This is a genomic window from Sphingopyxis sp. GW821-FHT12F08 (genome assembly GCF_058806755.1).
In genome coordinates, this window is record NZ_JBXAQA010000007.1 from 243,098 (window position 1) to 261,473 (window position 18,376).

At 64.6% G+C, this 18,376-nt stretch carries 18 protein-coding genes and 2 pseudogenes; 9 read left to right on the forward strand and 11 right to left on the reverse strand.

The genetic code is table 11. From position 1 onward, the window contains the following. Positions 1-49 precede the first annotated feature (49 nt). Together AC1RNQ_RS19215 and hutC (AC1RNQ_RS19220) are read left to right on the forward strand one after the other, a co-directional pair. Positions 50-1,399 carry a formimidoylglutamate deiminase gene (locus AC1RNQ_RS19215; protein ID WP_493173744.1) on the forward strand — a complete coding sequence of 450 codons (1,350 nt, stop codon included), beginning with the start codon at positions 50-52 and terminating at the stop codon, positions 1,397-1,399. Further along, complete coding sequence (gene hutC / locus AC1RNQ_RS19220) at positions 1,396-2,055, forward strand: histidine utilization transcriptional repressor HutC (RefSeq protein WP_493173746.1); 660 nt, start codon at positions 1,396-1,398, stop codon at positions 2,053-2,055. The genes AC1RNQ_RS19215 and hutC (AC1RNQ_RS19220) overlap by 4 nt, the downstream gene beginning before the upstream one ends. A 353-nt stretch (positions 2,056-2,408) precedes the next feature. Here the strand turns inward: hutC (AC1RNQ_RS19220) and AC1RNQ_RS19225 are convergent, their stop codons facing one another. Further along, entirely contained in the window at positions 2,409-2,714 is a 306-nt protein-coding gene (locus AC1RNQ_RS19225; protein ID WP_493173748.1) for a helix-turn-helix transcriptional regulator, read from the reverse strand. 320 nt (positions 2,715-3,034) lie between these two features. On the opposite strand from AC1RNQ_RS19225, the gene hutC (AC1RNQ_RS19230) reads away from it, so the two are divergent. Beyond that, positions 3,035-3,835 (forward strand): histidine utilization transcriptional repressor HutC, encoded by an 801-nt coding sequence (hutC, locus tag AC1RNQ_RS19230; protein ID WP_493173750.1) that lies wholly within the window; start codon positions 3,035-3,037, stop codon positions 3,833-3,835. Between the two features lie 11 nt (positions 3,836-3,846). On the opposite strand, the gene AC1RNQ_RS19235 is transcribed toward hutC (AC1RNQ_RS19230), so the two are convergent. From AC1RNQ_RS19235 to AC1RNQ_RS19280, 10 genes are all read right to left on the reverse strand, one after another. Next, a complete protein-coding gene (locus AC1RNQ_RS19235; protein WP_493173751.1) occupies positions 3,847-4,581 on the reverse strand; it encodes a PepSY domain-containing protein in 735 nt (244 codons plus the stop codon). Next, a complete protein-coding gene (locus AC1RNQ_RS19240) occupies positions 4,578-5,282 on the reverse strand; it encodes a PepSY domain-containing protein (protein WP_493173753.1) in 705 nt (234 codons plus the stop codon). The genes AC1RNQ_RS19235 and AC1RNQ_RS19240 overlap by 4 nt, the downstream gene beginning before the upstream one ends. A gap of 11 nt (positions 5,283-5,293) precedes the next feature. Beyond that, entirely contained in the window at positions 5,294-7,996 is a 2,703-nt protein-coding gene (locus AC1RNQ_RS19245) for a TonB-dependent receptor domain-containing protein (RefSeq protein ID WP_493173755.1), read from the reverse strand. A gap of 195 nt (positions 7,997-8,191) precedes the next feature. Then, positions 8,192-8,704 (reverse strand): DUF411 domain-containing protein, encoded by a 513-nt coding sequence (locus AC1RNQ_RS19250; RefSeq protein WP_493173757.1) that lies wholly within the window; start codon positions 8,702-8,704, stop codon positions 8,192-8,194. A 2-nt stretch (positions 8,705-8,706) separates the two neighbouring features. Then, on the reverse strand, positions 8,707-9,096 hold the full coding sequence (locus AC1RNQ_RS19255) for a DUF305 domain-containing protein (protein WP_493173949.1): 390 nt from the start codon (positions 9,094-9,096) through the stop codon (positions 8,707-8,709). A gap of 87 nt (positions 9,097-9,183) precedes the next feature. Then, positions 9,184-10,371: a copper resistance protein B gene (locus AC1RNQ_RS19260; protein WP_493173759.1), complete on the reverse strand. Its 1,188-nt coding sequence runs from the start codon at positions 10,369-10,371 to the stop codon at positions 9,184-9,186. After that, on the reverse strand, positions 10,368-12,212 hold the full coding sequence (locus tag AC1RNQ_RS19265) for a copper resistance system multicopper oxidase (protein ID WP_493173761.1): 1,845 nt from the start codon (positions 12,210-12,212) through the stop codon (positions 10,368-10,370). The genes AC1RNQ_RS19260 and AC1RNQ_RS19265 overlap by 4 nt, the downstream gene beginning before the upstream one ends. Before the next feature lie 106 nt (positions 12,213-12,318). Next, complete coding sequence (locus tag AC1RNQ_RS19270; protein ID WP_493173763.1) at positions 12,319-12,903, reverse strand: RNA polymerase sigma factor; 585 nt, start codon at positions 12,901-12,903, stop codon at positions 12,319-12,321. After that, positions 12,900-13,337: a periplasmic heavy metal sensor gene (locus AC1RNQ_RS19275; protein ID WP_493173765.1), complete on the reverse strand. Its 438-nt coding sequence runs from the start codon at positions 13,335-13,337 to the stop codon at positions 12,900-12,902. Before AC1RNQ_RS19275 ends, AC1RNQ_RS19270 begins: the two co-directional genes overlap by 4 nt. A gap of 2 nt (positions 13,338-13,339) precedes the next feature. Continuing rightward, on the reverse strand, positions 13,340-13,585 hold the full coding sequence (locus AC1RNQ_RS19280; protein WP_493173767.1) for a hypothetical protein: 246 nt from the start codon (positions 13,583-13,585) through the stop codon (positions 13,340-13,342). A gap of 151 nt (positions 13,586-13,736) precedes the next feature. Here AC1RNQ_RS19280 and copC point away from each other — a divergent pair, with 151 nt between their 5' ends. The 6 genes and pseudogenes from copC to AC1RNQ_RS19310 form a co-directional block, all read left to right on the forward strand. Next, positions 13,737-14,120, forward strand: a complete 384-nt coding sequence (gene copC / locus AC1RNQ_RS19285; RefSeq protein ID WP_493173769.1) for a copper homeostasis periplasmic binding protein CopC — start codon at positions 13,737-13,739, stop codon at positions 14,118-14,120. Between the two features lie 3 nt (positions 14,121-14,123). Further along, positions 14,124-15,080, forward strand: a complete 957-nt coding sequence (copD, locus tag AC1RNQ_RS19290) for a copper homeostasis membrane protein CopD (RefSeq protein ID WP_493173771.1) — start codon at positions 14,124-14,126, stop codon at positions 15,078-15,080. Positions 15,081-15,109: 29 nt separating this feature from the next. Continuing rightward, on the forward strand, positions 15,110-15,802 hold the full coding sequence (locus AC1RNQ_RS19295) for a helix-turn-helix domain-containing protein (RefSeq protein ID WP_493173773.1): 693 nt from the start codon (positions 15,110-15,112) through the stop codon (positions 15,800-15,802). A 136-nt stretch (positions 15,803-15,938) separates the two neighbouring features. Next, a complete protein-coding gene (locus tag AC1RNQ_RS19300; RefSeq protein ID WP_493173775.1) occupies positions 15,939-16,616 on the forward strand; it encodes a class I SAM-dependent methyltransferase in 678 nt (225 codons plus the stop codon). 228 nt (positions 16,617-16,844) lie between these two features. Continuing rightward, positions 16,845-17,042 (forward strand): annotated as a pseudogene (locus AC1RNQ_RS19305) (YHS domain-containing protein); the annotation flags it as partial. Between the two features lie 49 nt (positions 17,043-17,091). Then, positions 17,092-18,183 (forward strand): annotated as a pseudogene (locus tag AC1RNQ_RS19310) (heavy metal translocating P-type ATPase); the annotation flags it as partial. Between the last annotated feature and the right edge of the window lie 193 nt (positions 18,184-18,376).

Consider the following 18,376-nt stretch of genomic DNA (forward strand, 5'->3'; position numbering starts at 1 on the left):
CTTGGATTATTATGTCTAGACATAATATCGGACAGGCAAGGAGCGAGGCATGACGACACTCTGGTTCGAACGGGCGCTTCTCTCCGAAGGCTGGGCCGAGAGCGTCCGCTTGACGCTCGATGCGGGGCAGATTTCTGTGGTCGAAACCGGCGCCGCGCCGCAGCCCGGCGACGCGCGCCACGCCATCGCCCTGCCCGGCCTCGCCAACCTCCACTGCCACGGTTTCCAGCGCGGCATGGCGGGCCTTTCCGAAACGCGCGGGCGGCCCGATGATGATTTCTGGAGCTGGCGCGAGATCATGTACCGCTTCCTCGACCGGCTGACACCCGAGGATATCGCCGCGATCAACGCGCTCGCCTTTATCGAGATGATGGAGAGCGGCTTCACCCGCGTCGCCGAATTCCACTATCTGCATAACGATGCCGAAGGCCGCCGCTACACCGATCCCGCCGAGATGGCGGGCGCGGTGGTCGCGGCGGCGGACGAGAGCGGTATCGGCCTCACCCTCCTCCCCGTCTTCTACGCGCATGGCGATTTCGGGGGTGCGCCGCCGGTACCGGGCCAGCGCCGCTTCCTGTCCGACGTCGACGGCTTCGCGGCGCTCGTCGAAGCGAGCCGCGCCAAGCTGCCCGCCGACGCCGATTTCGGCATCGCGCCGCATTCGCTGCGCGCGGTGACCGCCGAGGAACTCGCCGCGATCCTGCCGCTCGCGGATGGCGGCCCGATCCACATCCACGCCGCCGAGCAGATGCGCGAGGTCGAAGCGTCGCTCGCGTGGAGCGGCCAGCGCCCCGTCGAATGGCTGCTGAACAACGCCGATGTCGATGCGCGCTGGTGCCTCGTCCATGCGACGCACCTCACCGACGCCGAATGTGACCGCCTCGCCGCGAGCGGCGCGGTCGCGGGGCTGTGCCCGGTGACCGAGGCGAACCTCGGCGACGGCATCTTCCCGGCGGATCGCTATCTCGCGGCGGGCGGCAAGATCGGCATCGGGACCGACTCGAACATCCTCATCGATGCCGCGGGCGAGCTGCGCGCGCTCGAATATAGCCAGCGCCTCCGCGACCGCCGACGCGCGATGCTGGGCAGCGACGCGATCCCGTCGATCGGCGAGCGGCTGTTCCGCGAGGCGCTCGCGGGCGGCGCGCGCGCGGCGCGCGCGGGCAGCGGCATCGCGGTCGGCCAGCCCGCCGACCTGTTCAGCCTGGCCGCCGACGACCCGGTCTTCGCCGGCGCCAACGACCGGACGATCCTCGACCGCTGGATCTTCGCCGCGCGCGCGCCGGCGATCGACAGCGTCTGGCGCGGCGGGCGCCAATGGGTCGCGGGCGGGCGCCATATCGCGCGCGACGCCGTCGCCGCGCGCTATCGCGCAGTGGTCGCGGCGCTGCTCGCATGAGCTTCGACGCGCGCATCCGCGCCGCGATCGAGGGCGATATCCGCAGCGGCGCGCTGCGCCCGGGCGACCGCCTGCCGTCCGAGCACGAACTCGCGGCGCTCCACGGCTGCGCGCGGGCGACGGTGAGCAAGGCGATGGCCGCGCTGCACCGCGCCGGGCTGATCGAGCGGCGCCGCAAGGCGGGGTCGTTCGTCGCCGACCAGCATGTCCATTCGGCGGTGCTCGAGGTTCCCGACCTGGAGCAGCTCATCACCGCGCGCGGCCATGCCTATCGCTGGGCGTGCTGCGAACGCCAGCAGGATGGGCAGGAGTTGCTCGTCGAAGGACTCCACTTCGAAAACGACACCCCCCTCGCCTTCGAAACCCGCGCGATCACGGTCGCGACCGTCCCCGATGCCGTCGCCGAATCCTTCGCCGACGTCGCGCCGGGAACGTGGCTGCTCGCGCATATCCCCTGGACCTCGGCGCGCCACCGCATCCTCGCGGCGGGTGCGAGCGCGGCCGAAGCGGCGGCGCTCGGAGTCCCCGTCGGCACCGCCTGCCTGATCCTCGAACGCAGTACCTGGCGCGGCGATGCGCCGGTTACCACGGTGCGCCAGGTGTTCCGCGGCGACATGTTCGACATGGTCGCCCATTTCGAGCCGAGCCGCGCCTAGCGCATCGCCCGGGTCTAGCGGTCCAGCGACATCAGGCAAGGCAGGTGGTGGCAGACGGAGGGATTCGAACTGAGCTTCAAAGGCGTTGGATTTCCGCCAAAAAATCGCTCTTTTTTATCGTCCGTCGAACCACGAAAACGACCACGCGAGAGCCGTCCCAAAAACCTAATAAAATCAGAGGTTCGCGGCGTGAGCTCGAATCCCGGCGTGGGATTCGAACCCACAGGATAGGTAGCATAAGAGACTGATTTTTAAAGTGTTTTTTGGCTCATTTTGCTGCAGATTGCCCAACGGAGCGGCGGTCGAGATAAAATACTGAAAACAAGTCGAAATTTCAACCGTCGCGATCTTGGTCAAACCACACGCCGCTTGCCTTCGAAGCCATCTTTCACATCATCGATCCAGGCGACGATCTCGTGCTCGCTCCATCGCGCGGCGAAAGGCGATATCTTATAAGGCGCAGGAAAACGGCCCTCACGGATCATGGCATAAATCATCGTCTTTCCCGGGCCAACGCGGCGGGAAACCTCATCGAACTTGATCAACCGCTCCGGTGACCTGGGCTTGGCGGCTTGCTCGCTAAGATCTTCCGGGATGTTCGACGTTGTCGATGTCATTGCCTTGTGTCCGCTCGCTTTCGACCAGGCAGTGGCGAACACTCGCTCCCGCGCGCATTACGGCGATAATCGCCGCAGCACGGCACAATTTCGAGCGACGCAACCGCGCACCGAGCCCCACCTCCGACGCAAGCCGGACGCAATCGCCTTCCTTCCAACGGGGCATAGAGCCGGCCTGTCGGATTTGATGCCTGTTCAACCAGGGCGGGGACCAAAGAGGATGTCCGCCCCGTCCTGCAATCAAGGCGGCGCGGCGCTTGAAAGACACCGACCGAACGCGCTGACTCGCGACCGCACGGGCCAGCTCGATTTTTCTGTCCGAACGCTTGGAAAACGACCGCTCCAACCTGTATAGACGGGCGATGGATTCCGTCACGCGCACGCCCGGTAGTGGTTCAAGCATTTCAAATGGTTCAGCCCTCGCCCGGCGCAGTGGACCCGATGACGAGGTCGGCCGGACAGCGCCCCGCTATGCGGCGATCAAGCAAAGCATTTGCGACGCCGTTCGAGACGGCCTTCTGAAGCCTGGCGACCGGGTGCCGTCAGAAGCCGAATTGGTGCAGCAGTTCGATGTTTCGCGCATGACCGCGAACCGGGCGCTTCGCGAGCTTCAGGCCGCGGGCGTTCTTGTGCGCCGGGCGGGCAGCGGATCGTTTATCGCCGAGCCGAAGCCAATCGGCCAGATGATCGAGATCCGGAACATCGCCGAAGAAATCCGTGCGCGCGGCCATGTCTATCGCGCGCGCGTCGTGCAGAATGAGGAGATACGGGCGAACGCCGAGACAGCGGCCCTGCTCGAGGTTCCAGTCGGTGCGAAACTGTTCCACTCGATCATCGTCCATCACGAAGCCGAGTTCCCGATTCAGCTCGAGGAGCGGTATGTGCTCGCGTCCGCCGCTCCCGACTATGGCAAGATGGACTTCACGCAAATGACACCGAACGAATATCTGACGCGCACCGCACCGCTCGAGCGGGTCGAGCATCGTGTCCGCGCCGAGGTCGCCGACGCGCGGACACATAGCATGCTCGGCCTGTCGGACGGTGAGCCCGTGCTGCGAATGACGCGCCGGACGTGGAGTCACTCGCGCCTCGTCAGCCATGCGTGGCTGACGCATCCAGGCTCGCGCTTCGAACTGTCGGCCGCCTTCTCGATCGACGATTGACGGCCGGCGCCTCAGGCCGTGCTGCGCGTCACGACGGGCTTGCGGCGACCGCGGAGCCAGCGGAAATCGGCGCGGCTGAAGCTTTTGAAGAGCAAATAGAAGCCCGTTCCCGAAAGCCATAGCGCGCCAAAGGCGACAAAGATGATCAGCGGGTGATTGAAGCTCTTCCGGTTCACATAGTCCATGTTGTGAAGCATCCAGAAGAAGTCCCACGTCCGCCAGGTGTCGCCGCGCATCACGAGGAAGCGAGCGGTGTCGAGCGAGACATAGGCGCTGCTGTTCTCGGCATCGGCGAAATCCACCCGCCACATCGCGCCTTCATGATCGCGCGCTTCGAGGTTCGGCTTGGCGAGCACGCTGACCTCGCGGATCGGCGCATCGTTCATCATCGCCGCAACCTCGCGGGCGAGCGCCGCATCGACGCGAATATCCGCGCCGGTCGTCGCGTCGACAAGGCGGACGCCCTTGGTCGATTGCACCTCATAGACGGGCCGCGCACCCAGATCGCGCAGCAGGATTCCGGTGACCGGCTCGCCGCGCTGCAAGGCCGCGACGTCGAAATAGGCCCCCGCCGGCAGCGGGTGGGCATGGGTCATGCCGCCGCCGTGACCGCCGACCTCGTCCTTGTCGAGCAGCGCCATCACCGAGCCGCTGAGGGCCCAGAGCAGGAATTGCAAGCCGAGGATCAGCCCGACCCATTTGTGAATGCGCCGGAAGAAGAGCGGCGTCAGCCGAATAGGTTTCATGCCTTGTTCCTCTTGCGGCGCTTGAAGGCCCAGATCAGCAGCCATGCCCCCGTCAGCGCCATGGCAAAGACGCTCCATGTCGCGACGCGCAGCAGCGGATTATTGACATCGGTGCGCTCATCATAGTCCATGATGTGGAGCATCCAGGCGAAATCGAAGACGCGCCACAGCGCATGCCGCCGCGAGATCAGTTCGCCGGTCGCGGGCGACAGGTAAAGCGTCGGACGATTCCAGCCCTCGAACTCGACCTGCCAATAGGGGGGCTTGCGCGATTGCATTTCCTGCGGCGCTTTGGTCAGCAGGCGCACCGACACGATCTCGCCATCGCCGGTGTAGATGCGCCGCGCCTGCTCGCGAACCTGGGACTTGGTAAGCGCAGGCAGCGGCGCACCCGAGCGGGCATCGAACAGCCGCGCCCCCTCGGGCGTTTCGGCGCGCCAGACGGGGCGATCGAAGAACCGCTGCAAGCGAACCTCGGACGCACCGGGCGCGGCCGCAACGATCCGCGACGGCGGCGCCAGGCCCGCCAAGTCGTATGGTTGGGTCACCGGCGCGCGCACGAGATGGTCGCCATGGATGGTATCGATGTGCACGACCACCATGTAGAAGCCGGTCAGCGTCCAGAGCAGAGCCTGGACGCCGACCACCAAGGCCAGCCATTTATGCGTTCGCCGGACGAGCAGCGGCCAACGGATCGCCATATCGATTACCCTCAGAAAGCCGTCCGGAAGCCGACGTAGAAACGCCGTCCGAGCAGATCATAGGTCATCGTGTCGGTGTTCGCATCGGTAAAGCTCTGGATATAGGGCGCCTTGCGATCGAAAAGATTGTCGACGCCGACCTGGAACCGGGTCTTCTCGTCGATCTCGAATGCGACCTGGAGATTGTGGTAGAAGACGTTGGGCGTGCTGTAGCCGATCTCTCCGGGCGCCGCATTGAAATCGGTCGCCTTGCCGATCCACTGGGTCGACCAGGTCGCGCTGACACCGTCCTTCTCCGCGGTCAGCACGCCATAGCCGCGCCACTTCGGATAGCCACCGTTGCCGCCGCCGATGAAGCCGTCGAAGTCGATCGGCGCGCCGCCCGGGAAGGGCAGGACGACATATTTGTTGAGATAGGTCAGGTTGACGTCGAGCGAGATGTTCACACTGCCGATGCCGCCCGCGTAAACGAGCCCCAGGTCGAGGCCGTTCATTTCCTCGCGCCCGGTGTTAATCGGCTGAGCGGAGAGGAAAGTCACCTCGCCGGTCAGCGGGCTGCGCGTAAAATCGTCGCAGAAGGGATGCGACAGGTTCGTGCTGGCATAACAAATGGCAAGCTTCGTCGAACCCGGGATTGCGCGGATCGCGTCCTTGATCTTGATGTCGAACCAGTCGGCGGTCAGCGACAGGCCCGGGATCAGCCCCTTGGGGGCGATGACCGTGCCGACCGTCCAGGTCGTCGAACTTTCGGGCTTCAAATCCTCGTTGCCGCCGACCGTGGTCAGGATCGTCGTACCGAGCTGGACATAGTTTGCCGGCACGCCCGACGCCTGACAATTGGCGATCAGCCCGGCATTGCCGCTCGTCGAATAACGCGAGCAGGGATCGGTGGTCGTGAGATTGCCTTCGGACACGCCGCCGAACAATTCGGGGACGTTCGGAATGCGAAAGCCCGTGCCGTAAGTGCCGCGCAGCCGGAAGCTGTCGCTGATCATCCAGTCGAGGCTGGCCTTGTAGTTCCAGTCGCTGCCGAACAGATCATAATCGGAATAGCGGACCGCGCCATCGAGCGTCAACGCTTCGAAGAAGGGCTTGTCGGCCAGAATCGGCACCGACAGTTCGAGATAGGCTTCTTTGGCGATGCTCGTCCCCGAAATCGGGCTCTGCTGGTTGGTGTTAGCGATCCCCAGCACGGTCAGCGGATCAGGATCGCGCCAGCCCTTTTCCTTGCGATAGACAACGCCCGCCGCGAAGGAGACGGGTCCCGCAGGCAGCTTGAACAGATCGCCGTTGAGGTCGGCGGTGACCGTCGCGAGCTCGTTCCCGCCGCGGTCGCGCGAGGTGAAGAGGATATAGTCGAGTACCTCGGGGGTCAGGTCGCCGAAGCCGAGATAGTCGGCACACGGGATCGAAGCGCCTGCGGCCAAGCTGCACTTGGTCGTGTCGAGCGTGTTGCGGACGCGTTCGAGATTGGCGATGTTCGTGGAGCCATCAACCGCAGTATTGCGGCCAAAGGCGCCCGCGACTTCCCATCCCCAGTTGTTCGAAAGCTTGCCGCGAAGGCCGAAGGTCCCCTGCCAGGTGTCGGTTTCCTGGAAGAATTGGCGCGGCCCCGGCTCGGCGAGCCGGCGCTGGATCAGGACGATGTTCTGCCCCGTCGGGTTGGTCGGATTGCTCGCCGCAATCGAGAGGTTGCGCAGCGTACCCGGCGTCGCGATCTGGTTCGACTTGCGGAAGGTGTAGAGGAACTCGCCGAAGGCTTCGATATTGTCGGTGATATCATAGTCGGCAAAGAAAGCCGTGCTGACGCGTTCGACCGGGCTCACCGCATTGAGAAACGGAGCCGAATTGAAATTATGCTTCGCCGCGTTGTAGGGCTCGAAGAAATTGCCGTTGCCGCCGGGCGTCTGGTTGAAATTGATCTGCTGGCCGTTCGGCAGCACCGCGCGGCCACCAATCGTCGAGGCGCTGTTGATGCAGCCAAGCGTTCCCGGCGTGGTTTCGGCCAGCGAGCAAGGCGCCCGCGATGCCATGTTGACCGCCTTGGTCTTCTGGTAAGTGACAGCCGCCATGAAACCGCCGCGGTCGTTGCGAACGCCCCAGAGCAGATCGGCAGTGAAATCCGATCCGTCGCCCTTTTCGGTGATGCCCTGGCGCACGCTGAGGCCGAGACCTTCATAGTCCGTGCGTGTCACGAGGTTGACGACGCCCGCCATCGCGTCGGCGCCATAGATCGCCGAAGCGCCGTCCTTGAGGACATCGGTGCGCGCGAGCGCCGCGACGGGGATCATGTTGAGGTCGGGCGAGGAGTTCGCCCCGGTGCCGCCCGCGACGAGGCGGCGGCCGTTGAGCAGGACGAGGGTGCGCTTGATGCCGAGGCCGCGCAGGTTCACCTGCGCGGTGCCATAGCCATTGTTTGCCCAATAGGCCGAGGTCTGGTTGCCCGCAAAGCCGGCGTTGGCTGGCAGTCGCTGGAGCACCGTCTCGATATTGACGACGCCGGTGTTTTCGATCTGCTCGGCGGAGACGACGGTTGCCGGTCCGACACCCGCGAGATCCTGACGGCGGATGCGCGACCCGGTCACCACGATATCGCTGCCGCTGCTGGCGCTGTCCGTTCCGGTATCGGCCGGCGACTCGGTCTGCGCGAATACCGGCGTGGAAAGACCTGCAAAAGCTGCGGCGCCGGCGAGCAAAACTGTCCTGATCTTCATCGCGAAACCCCCTTCTGGTTGCGTTACCCACCTCAGAGAGCATCAAATGTATATACAGGTCAATAAGAAATTACATTGAAGATCAATATCTTAGATACGTGACAGCGATGCGCAACCGGTTCTTATAATACGCATGCGAAGCATCTACCCCTCACCCCTGCGTGACATTTTTTGAATTTATTTCGCGCCCGCCGGCTAAGCGGAAAAAACCGACACGCGCCCATCGCGATCGAAGGCCATCACCTCGAAGTCGCCCCTGCTCCCGTCGGGCATTTCCATCCCCGGCGAGCCGTGCGGCATGCCCGGGACGGCGATACCCTTTATGTCTCGGGGCCTGTCGCGAAGGAGTCGTGCGACATGCGGCATCGGCACATGGCCTTCGACCGCATAACCCGCAACGATCGCGGTGTGACAGGATGCCAGGTCCGGCGGAACACCATAGCGCGCCTTCACCGCGGCCATATCGGCGCGGTTCTCGACCGTCACTGCATAGCCGGCCTCGCGGGCAATCTCGGCCCATGCTTCGCAGCAGCCGCATTCGGGATCGCGGTAAACGAGAAGCGCAGCGCTCTTGGCGGGTGCGGGCGAATTCGCCTTCTCCGACTGCGTCGGCTTGGCCGCGGGGCCGCGGTCGCATCCGGACAGGATCGCGCCGCCCGCGGCAGCGACCAGTCCGAGCAGGCTTCGCCGGCTCCATTGCGATTTCATGCTCATTCCCGATCCAATATCAGTTTCATCTGGTCGATCTCGGCCTTCTGGCCGGCAATGATGTCGCGGCACAAGCCAAGGACCTCGGGATCGGTCAGGCTGGCCTGCTCGCACATGAGGATGGCGCCCGAATGATGCGGAATCATCGATCGCAGGAAGGCGTTGTCGCCGATCGTCGTCTGGGTGCGGATGAGCGCGAAGCTGCCGAAAAACGCGAGGGCGGCGCCGGCGAGAATGACGATGTTGCGGCGCCGGTTCGGAAACATGCCGGGCATGGCGACGATCATCAGCACCACCATCGGCGCGACCATCATCAGCGTCATATAGGCCATGTTGAGATTGTTGTAGAAGCTCGACAGGCGGTCGATCATGACGAACATCACCAGATACATGATGATTGCGCTGATCAAAGTTTGCCACGCTAGGCTGCGATACGCTGGTTTCACGACGCTTCTCCTGGCCGTTTCGCCGCCCCGCAGCTAGAACCAGACCCGGACCCCCGCGACCAGGCTGACTTTGCTCGCATCGTCGCCCGCGGCCCGCGCGAAGCGCGCGGTGTCGCCGACCTTGCGCGCCCATTCGACCCCGACATAGGGCGCGAACTCCTTGACGATCTCGTAGCGCAGGCGGAGCCCGAGCTCGACGTCGGACAAGCCCGAGCCGATCCCGATTTCGGGGATGTCCTGCACCGAAAGATTGAGCTCGGCCATCGGCTGGAGGATCAGCTTCTGCGTGATGCGCTGGTCATAATAGCCTTCGATTCGGCCGAGCAGGTGGCCCTTGGTCGACAGGAAGAGCGCGCCTTCGACCTCGAACCAGTAAGGCGCGAGTCCCTCGAAGCCGATCGTCGCATAGGTCCGGTCGGGTCCCGGTCCGAAATCCTGCCTTATGCCGGCTTGCGCGTTGAAATAGGGGCCAACCACGCGACTGTAGAGCAATTGCGTTTCGGTTTCTTCGATGCCCTCGCCGAAAACGCCTTCGCCTTCGCTCTTGACGGTCAGCCGGTTGATGTCGCCGCCATACCAGGCCTCGCCGTCCCAGCGATAACCGTTGCGGCCCTTCCTCGCCTGATATTCGGCAAGATTGAAGCTGATGAAGGCAATCTTCTGCGCGCCATTCTCCGCCATCATCGCATGGCGCGAATGCTCCATTTCGTCTTTCGGATAAATGCGGTCGGCGTACCAGTCGCTCGGCGGAGCCGGCGCGGCAGCGTCGCCCGGCGGCAGGTCGGTGCCACTGGCCGCGCCGGTTCCGGCACCCGACGGTGCGGCCTTCGGCGTGCAATGGCCCTTTTGGGCATGTTCGCGCGGACAGTCGGGATCGGACGGCGGCGCAGTGCCATGATCCATCGTCCCCATGTCCGACGCGACTTCGCTCGTATCCTTATTTGGAGCCTCGGGCTCGGGCGTGCAGTGACCCATTGCCGCATGTTCAGGCGAGCAGCTTGAAGCCTCGGGCTCGATGTCCATGCCCTGCATGCCGCCATGGTCCGTCTGCTCCATCGATCCGTCCGCGGGCGCCTCGGGCGCGGGCTGCGTTACCGGCGCGGGCGTGGGAGCAGGAGTCGGCGCCGAGCCGTGCATCGAATGATCCATCGATTGGGCTGCGGCGGGGGCTGCGAAGGCGAGCGGCGCGATGCTCGAAAGGAGGAGCGCGATGCGGGTCATTGCGCGTCTCCCTTCGGGCGAACGCTGACCACGCGCATCATCCCCGCGTGCATATGGTAAAGCATATGGCAATGGAACGCCCAGTCGCCGAGCGCGTCGGCGGTGAAGTCGAAACTCGCGGTCCCGCCCGGCTGGACGAGGACGGTATGCTTGCGCGGCGAGCGGTCGCCCTTCCCCGTGACCAGTTCGAAGAAATGGCCGTGCAAGTGGATCGGGTGGCTCATCATCGAATCGTTGATGAGGTTGATCCGGACCCGCTCGCCCTCGATGAAAGGGATCGGCTCGTGGTGATCAGACATCTTCACCCCGTCGAACGACCACATGAAGCGTTCCATGTTGCCGGTGAGGTGGATGTCGAGCGACCGCTCGGCAGCGCGCACGTCGGGGTTGCGCTCGAGTGCCACGAGATCATGATAGGTCAGCGCCTTGTGGCCGGCATCCTCAAGACCCTGCCCCGGCTCGCCCATGCGGTCGACGGGCATCGGCGAGATCGTCTGGACGCTGGGGTCGCGCTTGACCTGCGGCGCGACGCTGAAGTCGCGCATGCTGTGCTGCATTCCGCCGCCCGAACCATGATCCATTCCCGCCATCGCACCGCCGTCGCCCGCGGGCGTACAATGGCCCATCTTGGCATGTTCGGGAGAGCAGGTGGGATCGCTTGCGGGCATCGGCATGGCGCCAGCGGTGGCGGCGCCCGAATGATCCATGCCCGCCATCGAGCCGCCCGACATATCGCCCATGCCCATGTCCTTCATCGTCGCAAGCGGCCGTTCGCGCAGCGGCGGGACGTCGGCGATCATGCCGGCGCGCGGGGCGAGCGTCGCGCGTCCCATGCCCGAGCGGTCGTTGGCCTCGGCGACGAGCGTATAGGCGCGGTCCTCGACCGGGGTCACGATGACATCATAGGTTTCGGCGACGGCGATCTGGAACTCGTCGATTTCGGTCGGCACGACGTTGAGCCCGTCGGCCTGAACGACGGTCATCCGGAGGCCTGGAATGCGCAGGTTGAAGATCGTCATGGCCGAGGCGTTGACGATCCGCAGCCGCACGCGCTCGCCGGGATTGAAGAGCGCGGTCCAATTGTCGCGCGGACCGTGGCCGTTGACGAGGAAAGTGTAGGTCGATCCGTTGACGTCGGCGATGTCGGTCGGGTCCATCCGCATCGCCCCCCATTCGACGCGCTCCTTCAGCGACTGGTCCTTGCCGGCAAGCAGCCCCGACAAGGTCTGGCGCTGCATGTTGAAATGGCCGGGGTTGACCTTGAGCTTGCGAAAGATCACCTCGGGCGACAGCTGGCTGTGGTCCGACAGAACGACGACATGTTCGCGGTCGTAGCCGATCGGGTCGGCGCCGGCGGGGTCGATGACGATCGGGCCATAATGGCCGAGCTGTTCCTGCAAGCCCGAATGGCTGTGATACCAATAGGTGCCCGACTGGACGACCGGGAATTCATAAACGAATTTCGAGCGCGGTTTGATGCCGGGAAAGCTGACCCCGGGGACGCCGTCCATCTGGAACGGCAGGATCAGGCCGTGCCAGTGAATCGAGCTGTCCTCGTCGAGGTCGTTGACGACGGTGAGCTTCGCCGTCTGCCCTTCCCTGAGGCGCACCAGCGGTGCCGGCACCGTGCCGTTGACGCCGATCGCGCGGCTCAGCTTGCCGTCGATGCGCATCGTCTGGCGTGCGATGCGCAGGGTGATGTCGTTACCCGTTACTGTCGGGATAGGCGCTGTAATGCCGGACGACACCGGCTGCGCCCAGGCCGGAAACCATGCCGCCGCAGCCGCGGCCGCGCCGCCGCCCAGAGCTCCGCTCACGAACTGTCGCCTGTGTATCTGCATGTTCTTCCCGACTGTTGCTGTCTGTTCCTAATGCCATACGCAGGCGAGGCCTTTGCCCCTCATAAAAATGCCGCAAATTGTGGATCGTGGGGACGCGAACGACACGTCAACTCCGCGCGTCATCGCTTGTTCCGGCCAGCAAGGCCTTGAGACGGGCGCGGGCGCGGTAGAGTCGCGTCTCGATCGTCTTTTCACTGACATGCAGAATCGCGGCCGCCTCGGACTGACTCGCCTCATCCAGTCCGCGAAGGAGAATGACCTCCCGCAGATTCTGCGGCAGTTCGGCTATCGCCGCCCGCACTCTCGCAAGCTCCAGCCTGTCGCCGGTTTCCATATCGGGGGACGGGATGTCGCTGGCGACATGGTGCGCACTCTCGAGCGGGAGCGCGCGGGCAAAAAAGGCGCGCACCTTGCGTCGACGCGCCCAGTCGCGGCATTTGTTGATTGCGATGCCGCTTATCCAAATGCGAAAGGGGCGATCGCCATCGTATCGATCGAGCGCCGAGAAACCGGCGACGAAGCTTTCCTGCGTCAGGTCCATCGCCTCCTCGGCATCGCCGATCTGCCTGACGATAAGCCGGTAAACCGAAGCCTTGTAGCGGCTCAGCAGTTCGCGATGCGCATCTTCGCGGCCGACACGCGCGGACGCGGCCAGTTCCCGGTCGCTACATTGCGATAGATCGGGGTTCACCGCGCATCGGCGGTCAGCGCCTTGACCACGGTCTTGTCGAACATCGCCGCCTGGTCGCGGTTGAGCACGCCGCGCATGGCGAACAGATGCTGGAGCGTTTCTTTCTGCAATGTCCCCATCACCTCATGGGTATGGTCGATCGCCTCGGTAACGCGCGGCCCGTAGCCATGCTCGGCTTCGATCGCCTGCGCGAGCCGGACATTGGCGGCGCGCATTTCCGTCTCGAGGGCCCGCCGGCGCCCGGCGAATTCGGTTTCGATCCGCTCGAGTTTCGCCGCCTGCTCCGCGGTCAGGTCGAGTTCGCTGTGAAGAAGCGCGTGCAATTCGGTTTCGCTCGCTTTCGGCGCGTCCGACACAAAGCGCCCGACAAAGACGCCCGCGATGGCGGCGGCGAATGCAATGAGCCCGACAAGAAAAAGGCGGCGCGACGGCATCGTTACTGCGCGTCGAGCAAGGTGGAGGGTGCCAGTGCGCTCGGCGGACCGAACGGGGTGAGCGGACTGGCCGCCACCGCCGGTTGGGAGATCGCGCTGCCCGCGACAATCCCGCCGCCCAGCGAAACAAAGGCCGCCAGCGCCATCAGGCGCCGCATCGCTACCGCCTCGCGCCGGCGAACCGCCAGCGCACCCATGATGCGATCGTCGAGCGCATCGAGCGCTGCGGGCAGGTCGATCCTGTTCAATATGCGAAGCTCTTCATCCATCGACCGTCTCGTCAAATCCTTCTATTCTTGCATATACGCAGCCGAGCGCTTCATCCCTCAAGCCAGAATGTTTGAGGGCTATGCCGATGTCCTGCGTATTAGCAGGACAGATACGCAATTGGAGGTCTTTATGTTCAAATCGCTTCTCCCCTCTGCGGCGGCGGCTTTCGCCCTGCTCCTCATGCCGGCCGCGGCGAGCGCGCATACCAAGCTCGTTGGTTCGACGCCCGCGGCCAATTCGACCGTATCGAAAGTGACATCGGTCAGCCTGAAGTTCAACGAGAAGGTGATCGCCTCGACGGTCAAGACCGAGCTCGTCATGACCGGAATGCCGGGCATGGCCAATCACGCGCCGATGAAAATTCGCTACACCTCGGCGATGGGTAAGGACGGCAAGTCGATGACGCTCGCGCTCAAGCGGGCACTGACGCCCGGAACCTACAAGGTGAAATGGTCCGCCGCCGGCGCCGACACCCACCGCATGGGCAGCGAATTCAGCTTCACCGTCAAGTAACCGGTGGGCGATCCCGTCCTGATCGGCATCAGGTTCGCGCTCTACGCGGACCTGATGCTCGTCGCCGGCCTTGCCGCGTTCCCGCTCTATGCGCTGACGCGTGAGGAGCGCCGGAGACCGGAACTCACCGCGATGGTCTGGCGAACGGAGCGATGGCTTTGCAGTGCCGGCCTGCTCGTGTCGACCTTGGGGATGGGCATACTCGCCGCTTCGATGCAGGGCGTGGGTCTCCTCGAACTGGAGCTTCAGTCTTTCCGGGATTTGGTGCAGCAGACCGACGTCGGTGCCGCATGGATATACCGGAGCGCCGCGCTCCTTGTCGCGCTGGCAGCCTCGATCTGGATGACACGGCGGCCGACGCTTGCAGCCGCCGTGCTGGCGGTCGCGGGAGCCTTGGCTGTCGCGACGCTCGTCTGGTCAGGTCACGCCGGCGCGACCGAAGGCGCAGCGGGGACGTTCCACCGGGTAAGCGACATATTGCATATGCTTGCAGCCGCCGTCTGGATCGGGGCAATCGGCGCCTTCATCCTCCTGCTGTCTCCCGAACGCGCCGGTCGGTGGTCCGACGGTCTGCAGATTGCGTCGCGCAGCCTCGATCAATTTTCTGTCATCGGCACGGTCTGCGTCCTCGTCATCGCCGCGACCGGCCTCGTCAACAGCCAGATGATCGTCGGGGCGGAGAATATCGGCCAGTCCTGGGCGTCGCTCTACGGACAGTTGCTCGTTGCGAAGCTCGCGCTCTTCGCCTTGATGCTCGTGCTTGCCGCCGACAATCGCTGGCGGCTGACACCCGCGCTTGTCGCGGCCGTTGACCCGGAAGCCGTCGCATCCGACCCGGCCAGGCCGCTCGGGGCAATGCGGAGGAGCTTGATGATCGAAGCATCCGCGGCGCTCGCGATCCTCGCGCTGGTCGCCTGGTTCGGCACCCTCGAACCTTTTCTCAGCGCCGAACCCATGTGACGCCGAACACCTCAGCCTGGTCGGGTTCGATGATGCTCGCCGAAGGCTGGGCCTTGATCGACGCGCGCATTGGGACCAGTCGGCCGCATAGCCACCTCGCGCATCAGATCAGCCTCGCCGCCGAACAGAATCTGGAGATCTTTGGCGAAACCAACCTGACGATCCCGGCGGGATATGCGGTGGCCATACCCTCTCATGTTCGCCACCGGCTGGGGCCGACCGGGGCGGCCGTGCGATCCTTGTATCTCGACCCGCTCTTTCGCACCGGCGTCCGGATTTCGAGCCAGGCGGTGCCCGTTGTTCTAGCCCCTGACGAAACGGCCGGGCTCGCCGGCATTGCGAGTGCCGCAGACGCAAGGCGCTGGGCGTCGGACTATCTCGACCGATCGAGACGCAGCGCAGTGGACAAGAGGATAACCTCGGCGCTCGCGCTCCCCTCAAGCCTCGGAAGCGTGCACGCTCTTGCCGACGCGGCTTGCCTCTCTCCTTCGCGCCTGCGCGAAATCGTCAACCAGGACTTCGGCGTGCCCCCGGCGAAGTTGCTGCAATGGCGGCAACTCCAGCGCGCTCTGCGCGCGCTGGTCGACAGCGGCAACCTCGCCGACGCGGCAGCGGCGGGCGGATTTGCCGATCAATCCCATTTCACGCGGCGCTGCGCCCAATGGCTCGGCGTGACGCCCTCTGCCGGCATCCAGGCCTTCTCGTGCGAAATCATAGCCTGAGCGAAATCTTTGCGCCGCGCCCGGCGAAACATTCAAGACCAGATCTCCGCAGGCTCCTATGCGACGGTTCGGCGCGCGCCCGGCGGGCTTGCTTGCTCGCTGGGCGCCGGGCCCGAGATAGGCAGAGGAGTGGAAGATGACCGAAACAATACCGACGCCGCCTTCCTATACACCGGCGGCTGGCTATCATTTCCTCACGCCCTTCTACGATTTCGGCGTCGCCATTGCGACCCGCGAGCGGATCTGGCGCGCCCGCCTCGCCCGGCATATGACCCTCGCCCCAAGCGACATCCTTCTCGACATCGGCTCGGGCACGGGCAATCTTGCACTGGCAATCGCCGCCCGGGCTGAAGGCATCCGCTATTTCGGCATCGATCCCGATGAAGCCGCCACGCAAATCGCCCGCCGCAAGACCGGGCGGCTTGCGTCGCCGCCGGAATTTCGTGTCGGCTTCTTCTCGGCTGCCGCCGTCCAGGACTGGCCTTCCCCTGCGAAGATCGCGATCTGCCTCGTACTGCACCAGGTCGGGCTCGAGGAAAAGGCACGGTTGCTGCGCGAAGCCTGGCTGACCCTCGCGCCCGGCGGCGAACTCTATATCGCCGACTATGGCGAGCAACGCGGCCGGCTGATGCGGTTGCTGTTCCGCCTGACGATCCAGCAGCTCGACGGCATCGATGATACCCAGCCAAATGCCGACGGTGTGTTGCCGGTGCTGATCAAAGAGGCCGGCTTCCACGACATTCGCGTGCTTGAAGATTTCCGCACGCCCACCGGCGCGATCGGCATCATCCGGGCGCGCAAGCCTGACATCTAAATCGCGCCTGTCCATAAATCTGAGGGCAGCGGCCGTTTCTTGCGTATCAATAGGAGCGGGCTCCTTCTGCAGCCACGAAGAAATTGGGGCGTCCGGGGCGATCCCGACCGGGAACCCGGGCGGCGCGCCTTTTCCGGTGGCGCCAGGACAATGACAGGAGCGGTGGCGATGCACGATCATCACGACGCAGCAGAAGCCGGCGGGGCTACGGACGACCCGGTCTGCGGCATGACCGTCGACCCTGCGACGACGACGCATGTCGCGACGCATGGCGGCGTGCATCACTATTTTTGCAGCGCGGGCTGCCTGGCAAAATTCGAGGCCGATCCCGACCATTACGCGTCAAAGGCAGGGGTGATCGCGGCCCCCGAAGGCGCGATCTGGACCTGCCCGATGCACCCCGAGATCCAGCGCCCCGGCCCGGGACACTGTCCGATCTGCGGGATGGCGCTCGAACCCGTCATGCCGGCCGCCACTCGCGGCCGTGTCGGTGCTGATCATCGCCTGTCCATGCGCGCTCGGCCTCGCGACGCCGATGTCGATCATGGTCGGCGTCGGACGCGGCGCCGAAGCCGGGGTGCTGATCAAGAATGCCGAGGCGCTTGAGCGGATGGAGAAGGTCGACACGCTCGTCGTCGACAAGACCGGAACCCTCACCGAAGGCAGGCCCTCGGTCGTCGCAATCGAGGTCGCCAACGGGTTCGAGCAGCAGGATTTGCTCCGGATCGCGGCGAGCCTCGAGCGGAGCAGCGAACATCCGCTTGCGGCCGCGATCGTCAAGGCGGCCGAGGATCGCGGACTCGCGCTCGTCGAACCATCGGGGGTCGACCAGCCCGTCGGCAAAGGCATTGTCGGGGTCGTCGACGACAAGGTGATCGTTCTCGGCAATGCCGGCTTCCTCGAGGAAAATGACGTCGATTTTGGCGCGCTCGCCGAAGCGGCCGACCGGCTTCGCGCCGATGGCGCAACGGCGATCTACATTGCGGTCAACGGCAAGGCGGCCGGTGTCATCGCCATCGCCGATCCGGTCAAGGCGACGACGGGCGAAGCGCTCGCGGCGCTCCGCGAGGCCGGAATCACCGTCATCATGCTGACGGGCGACAATCGCGTCACCGCCGAGGCGATCGCCCGGCGCGACGAGGTCGAGGCCGACGTCCTGCCCGACCAGAAAAGCGCGGTCGTCCAGCGGCTGCGCGAGCAGGGACGGATCGTCGCCATGGCAGGCGACGGGGTCAACGACGCCCCTGCGCTCGCCGCCGCCGATGTCGGCATCGCGATGGGTTCGGGAACCAACGTCGCGATCGAGAGCGCGGGTGTGACGCTGCTTCGCGGCGACCTTCTCGGCATCGTGCGGGCGCGCCACCTCAGCCATGCGACAATGACGAATATCCGCCAGAATCTCTTCTTCGCCTTCGCTTATAATGTCGCGGGCATTCCTGTGGCAGCGGGCGTGCTCTTTCCGACCTTCGGGCTCTTACTATCGCCGATCATCGCTGCCGCCGCGATGGCGCTCTCGTCGGTGAGCGTAATCGCCAATTCGCTGCGGCTGCGGTTCGTGAAAATCTGATCGAAGCGTCGCCGCGCCGTTCGGCGGCGGGTACGGAGAAAGGGAGAATGGGGATGAGAGGTTTCACTGCAGCGGCGATCGTTGGGGAAAAGGGCTGAACGCATGAATCATGCTTCGATCGGCACGAAGGCAGAACAATAGTTCCGTACGGCGGCATCGATTTGGCACGATCATTTGCCCCTGGCGTGTAGGC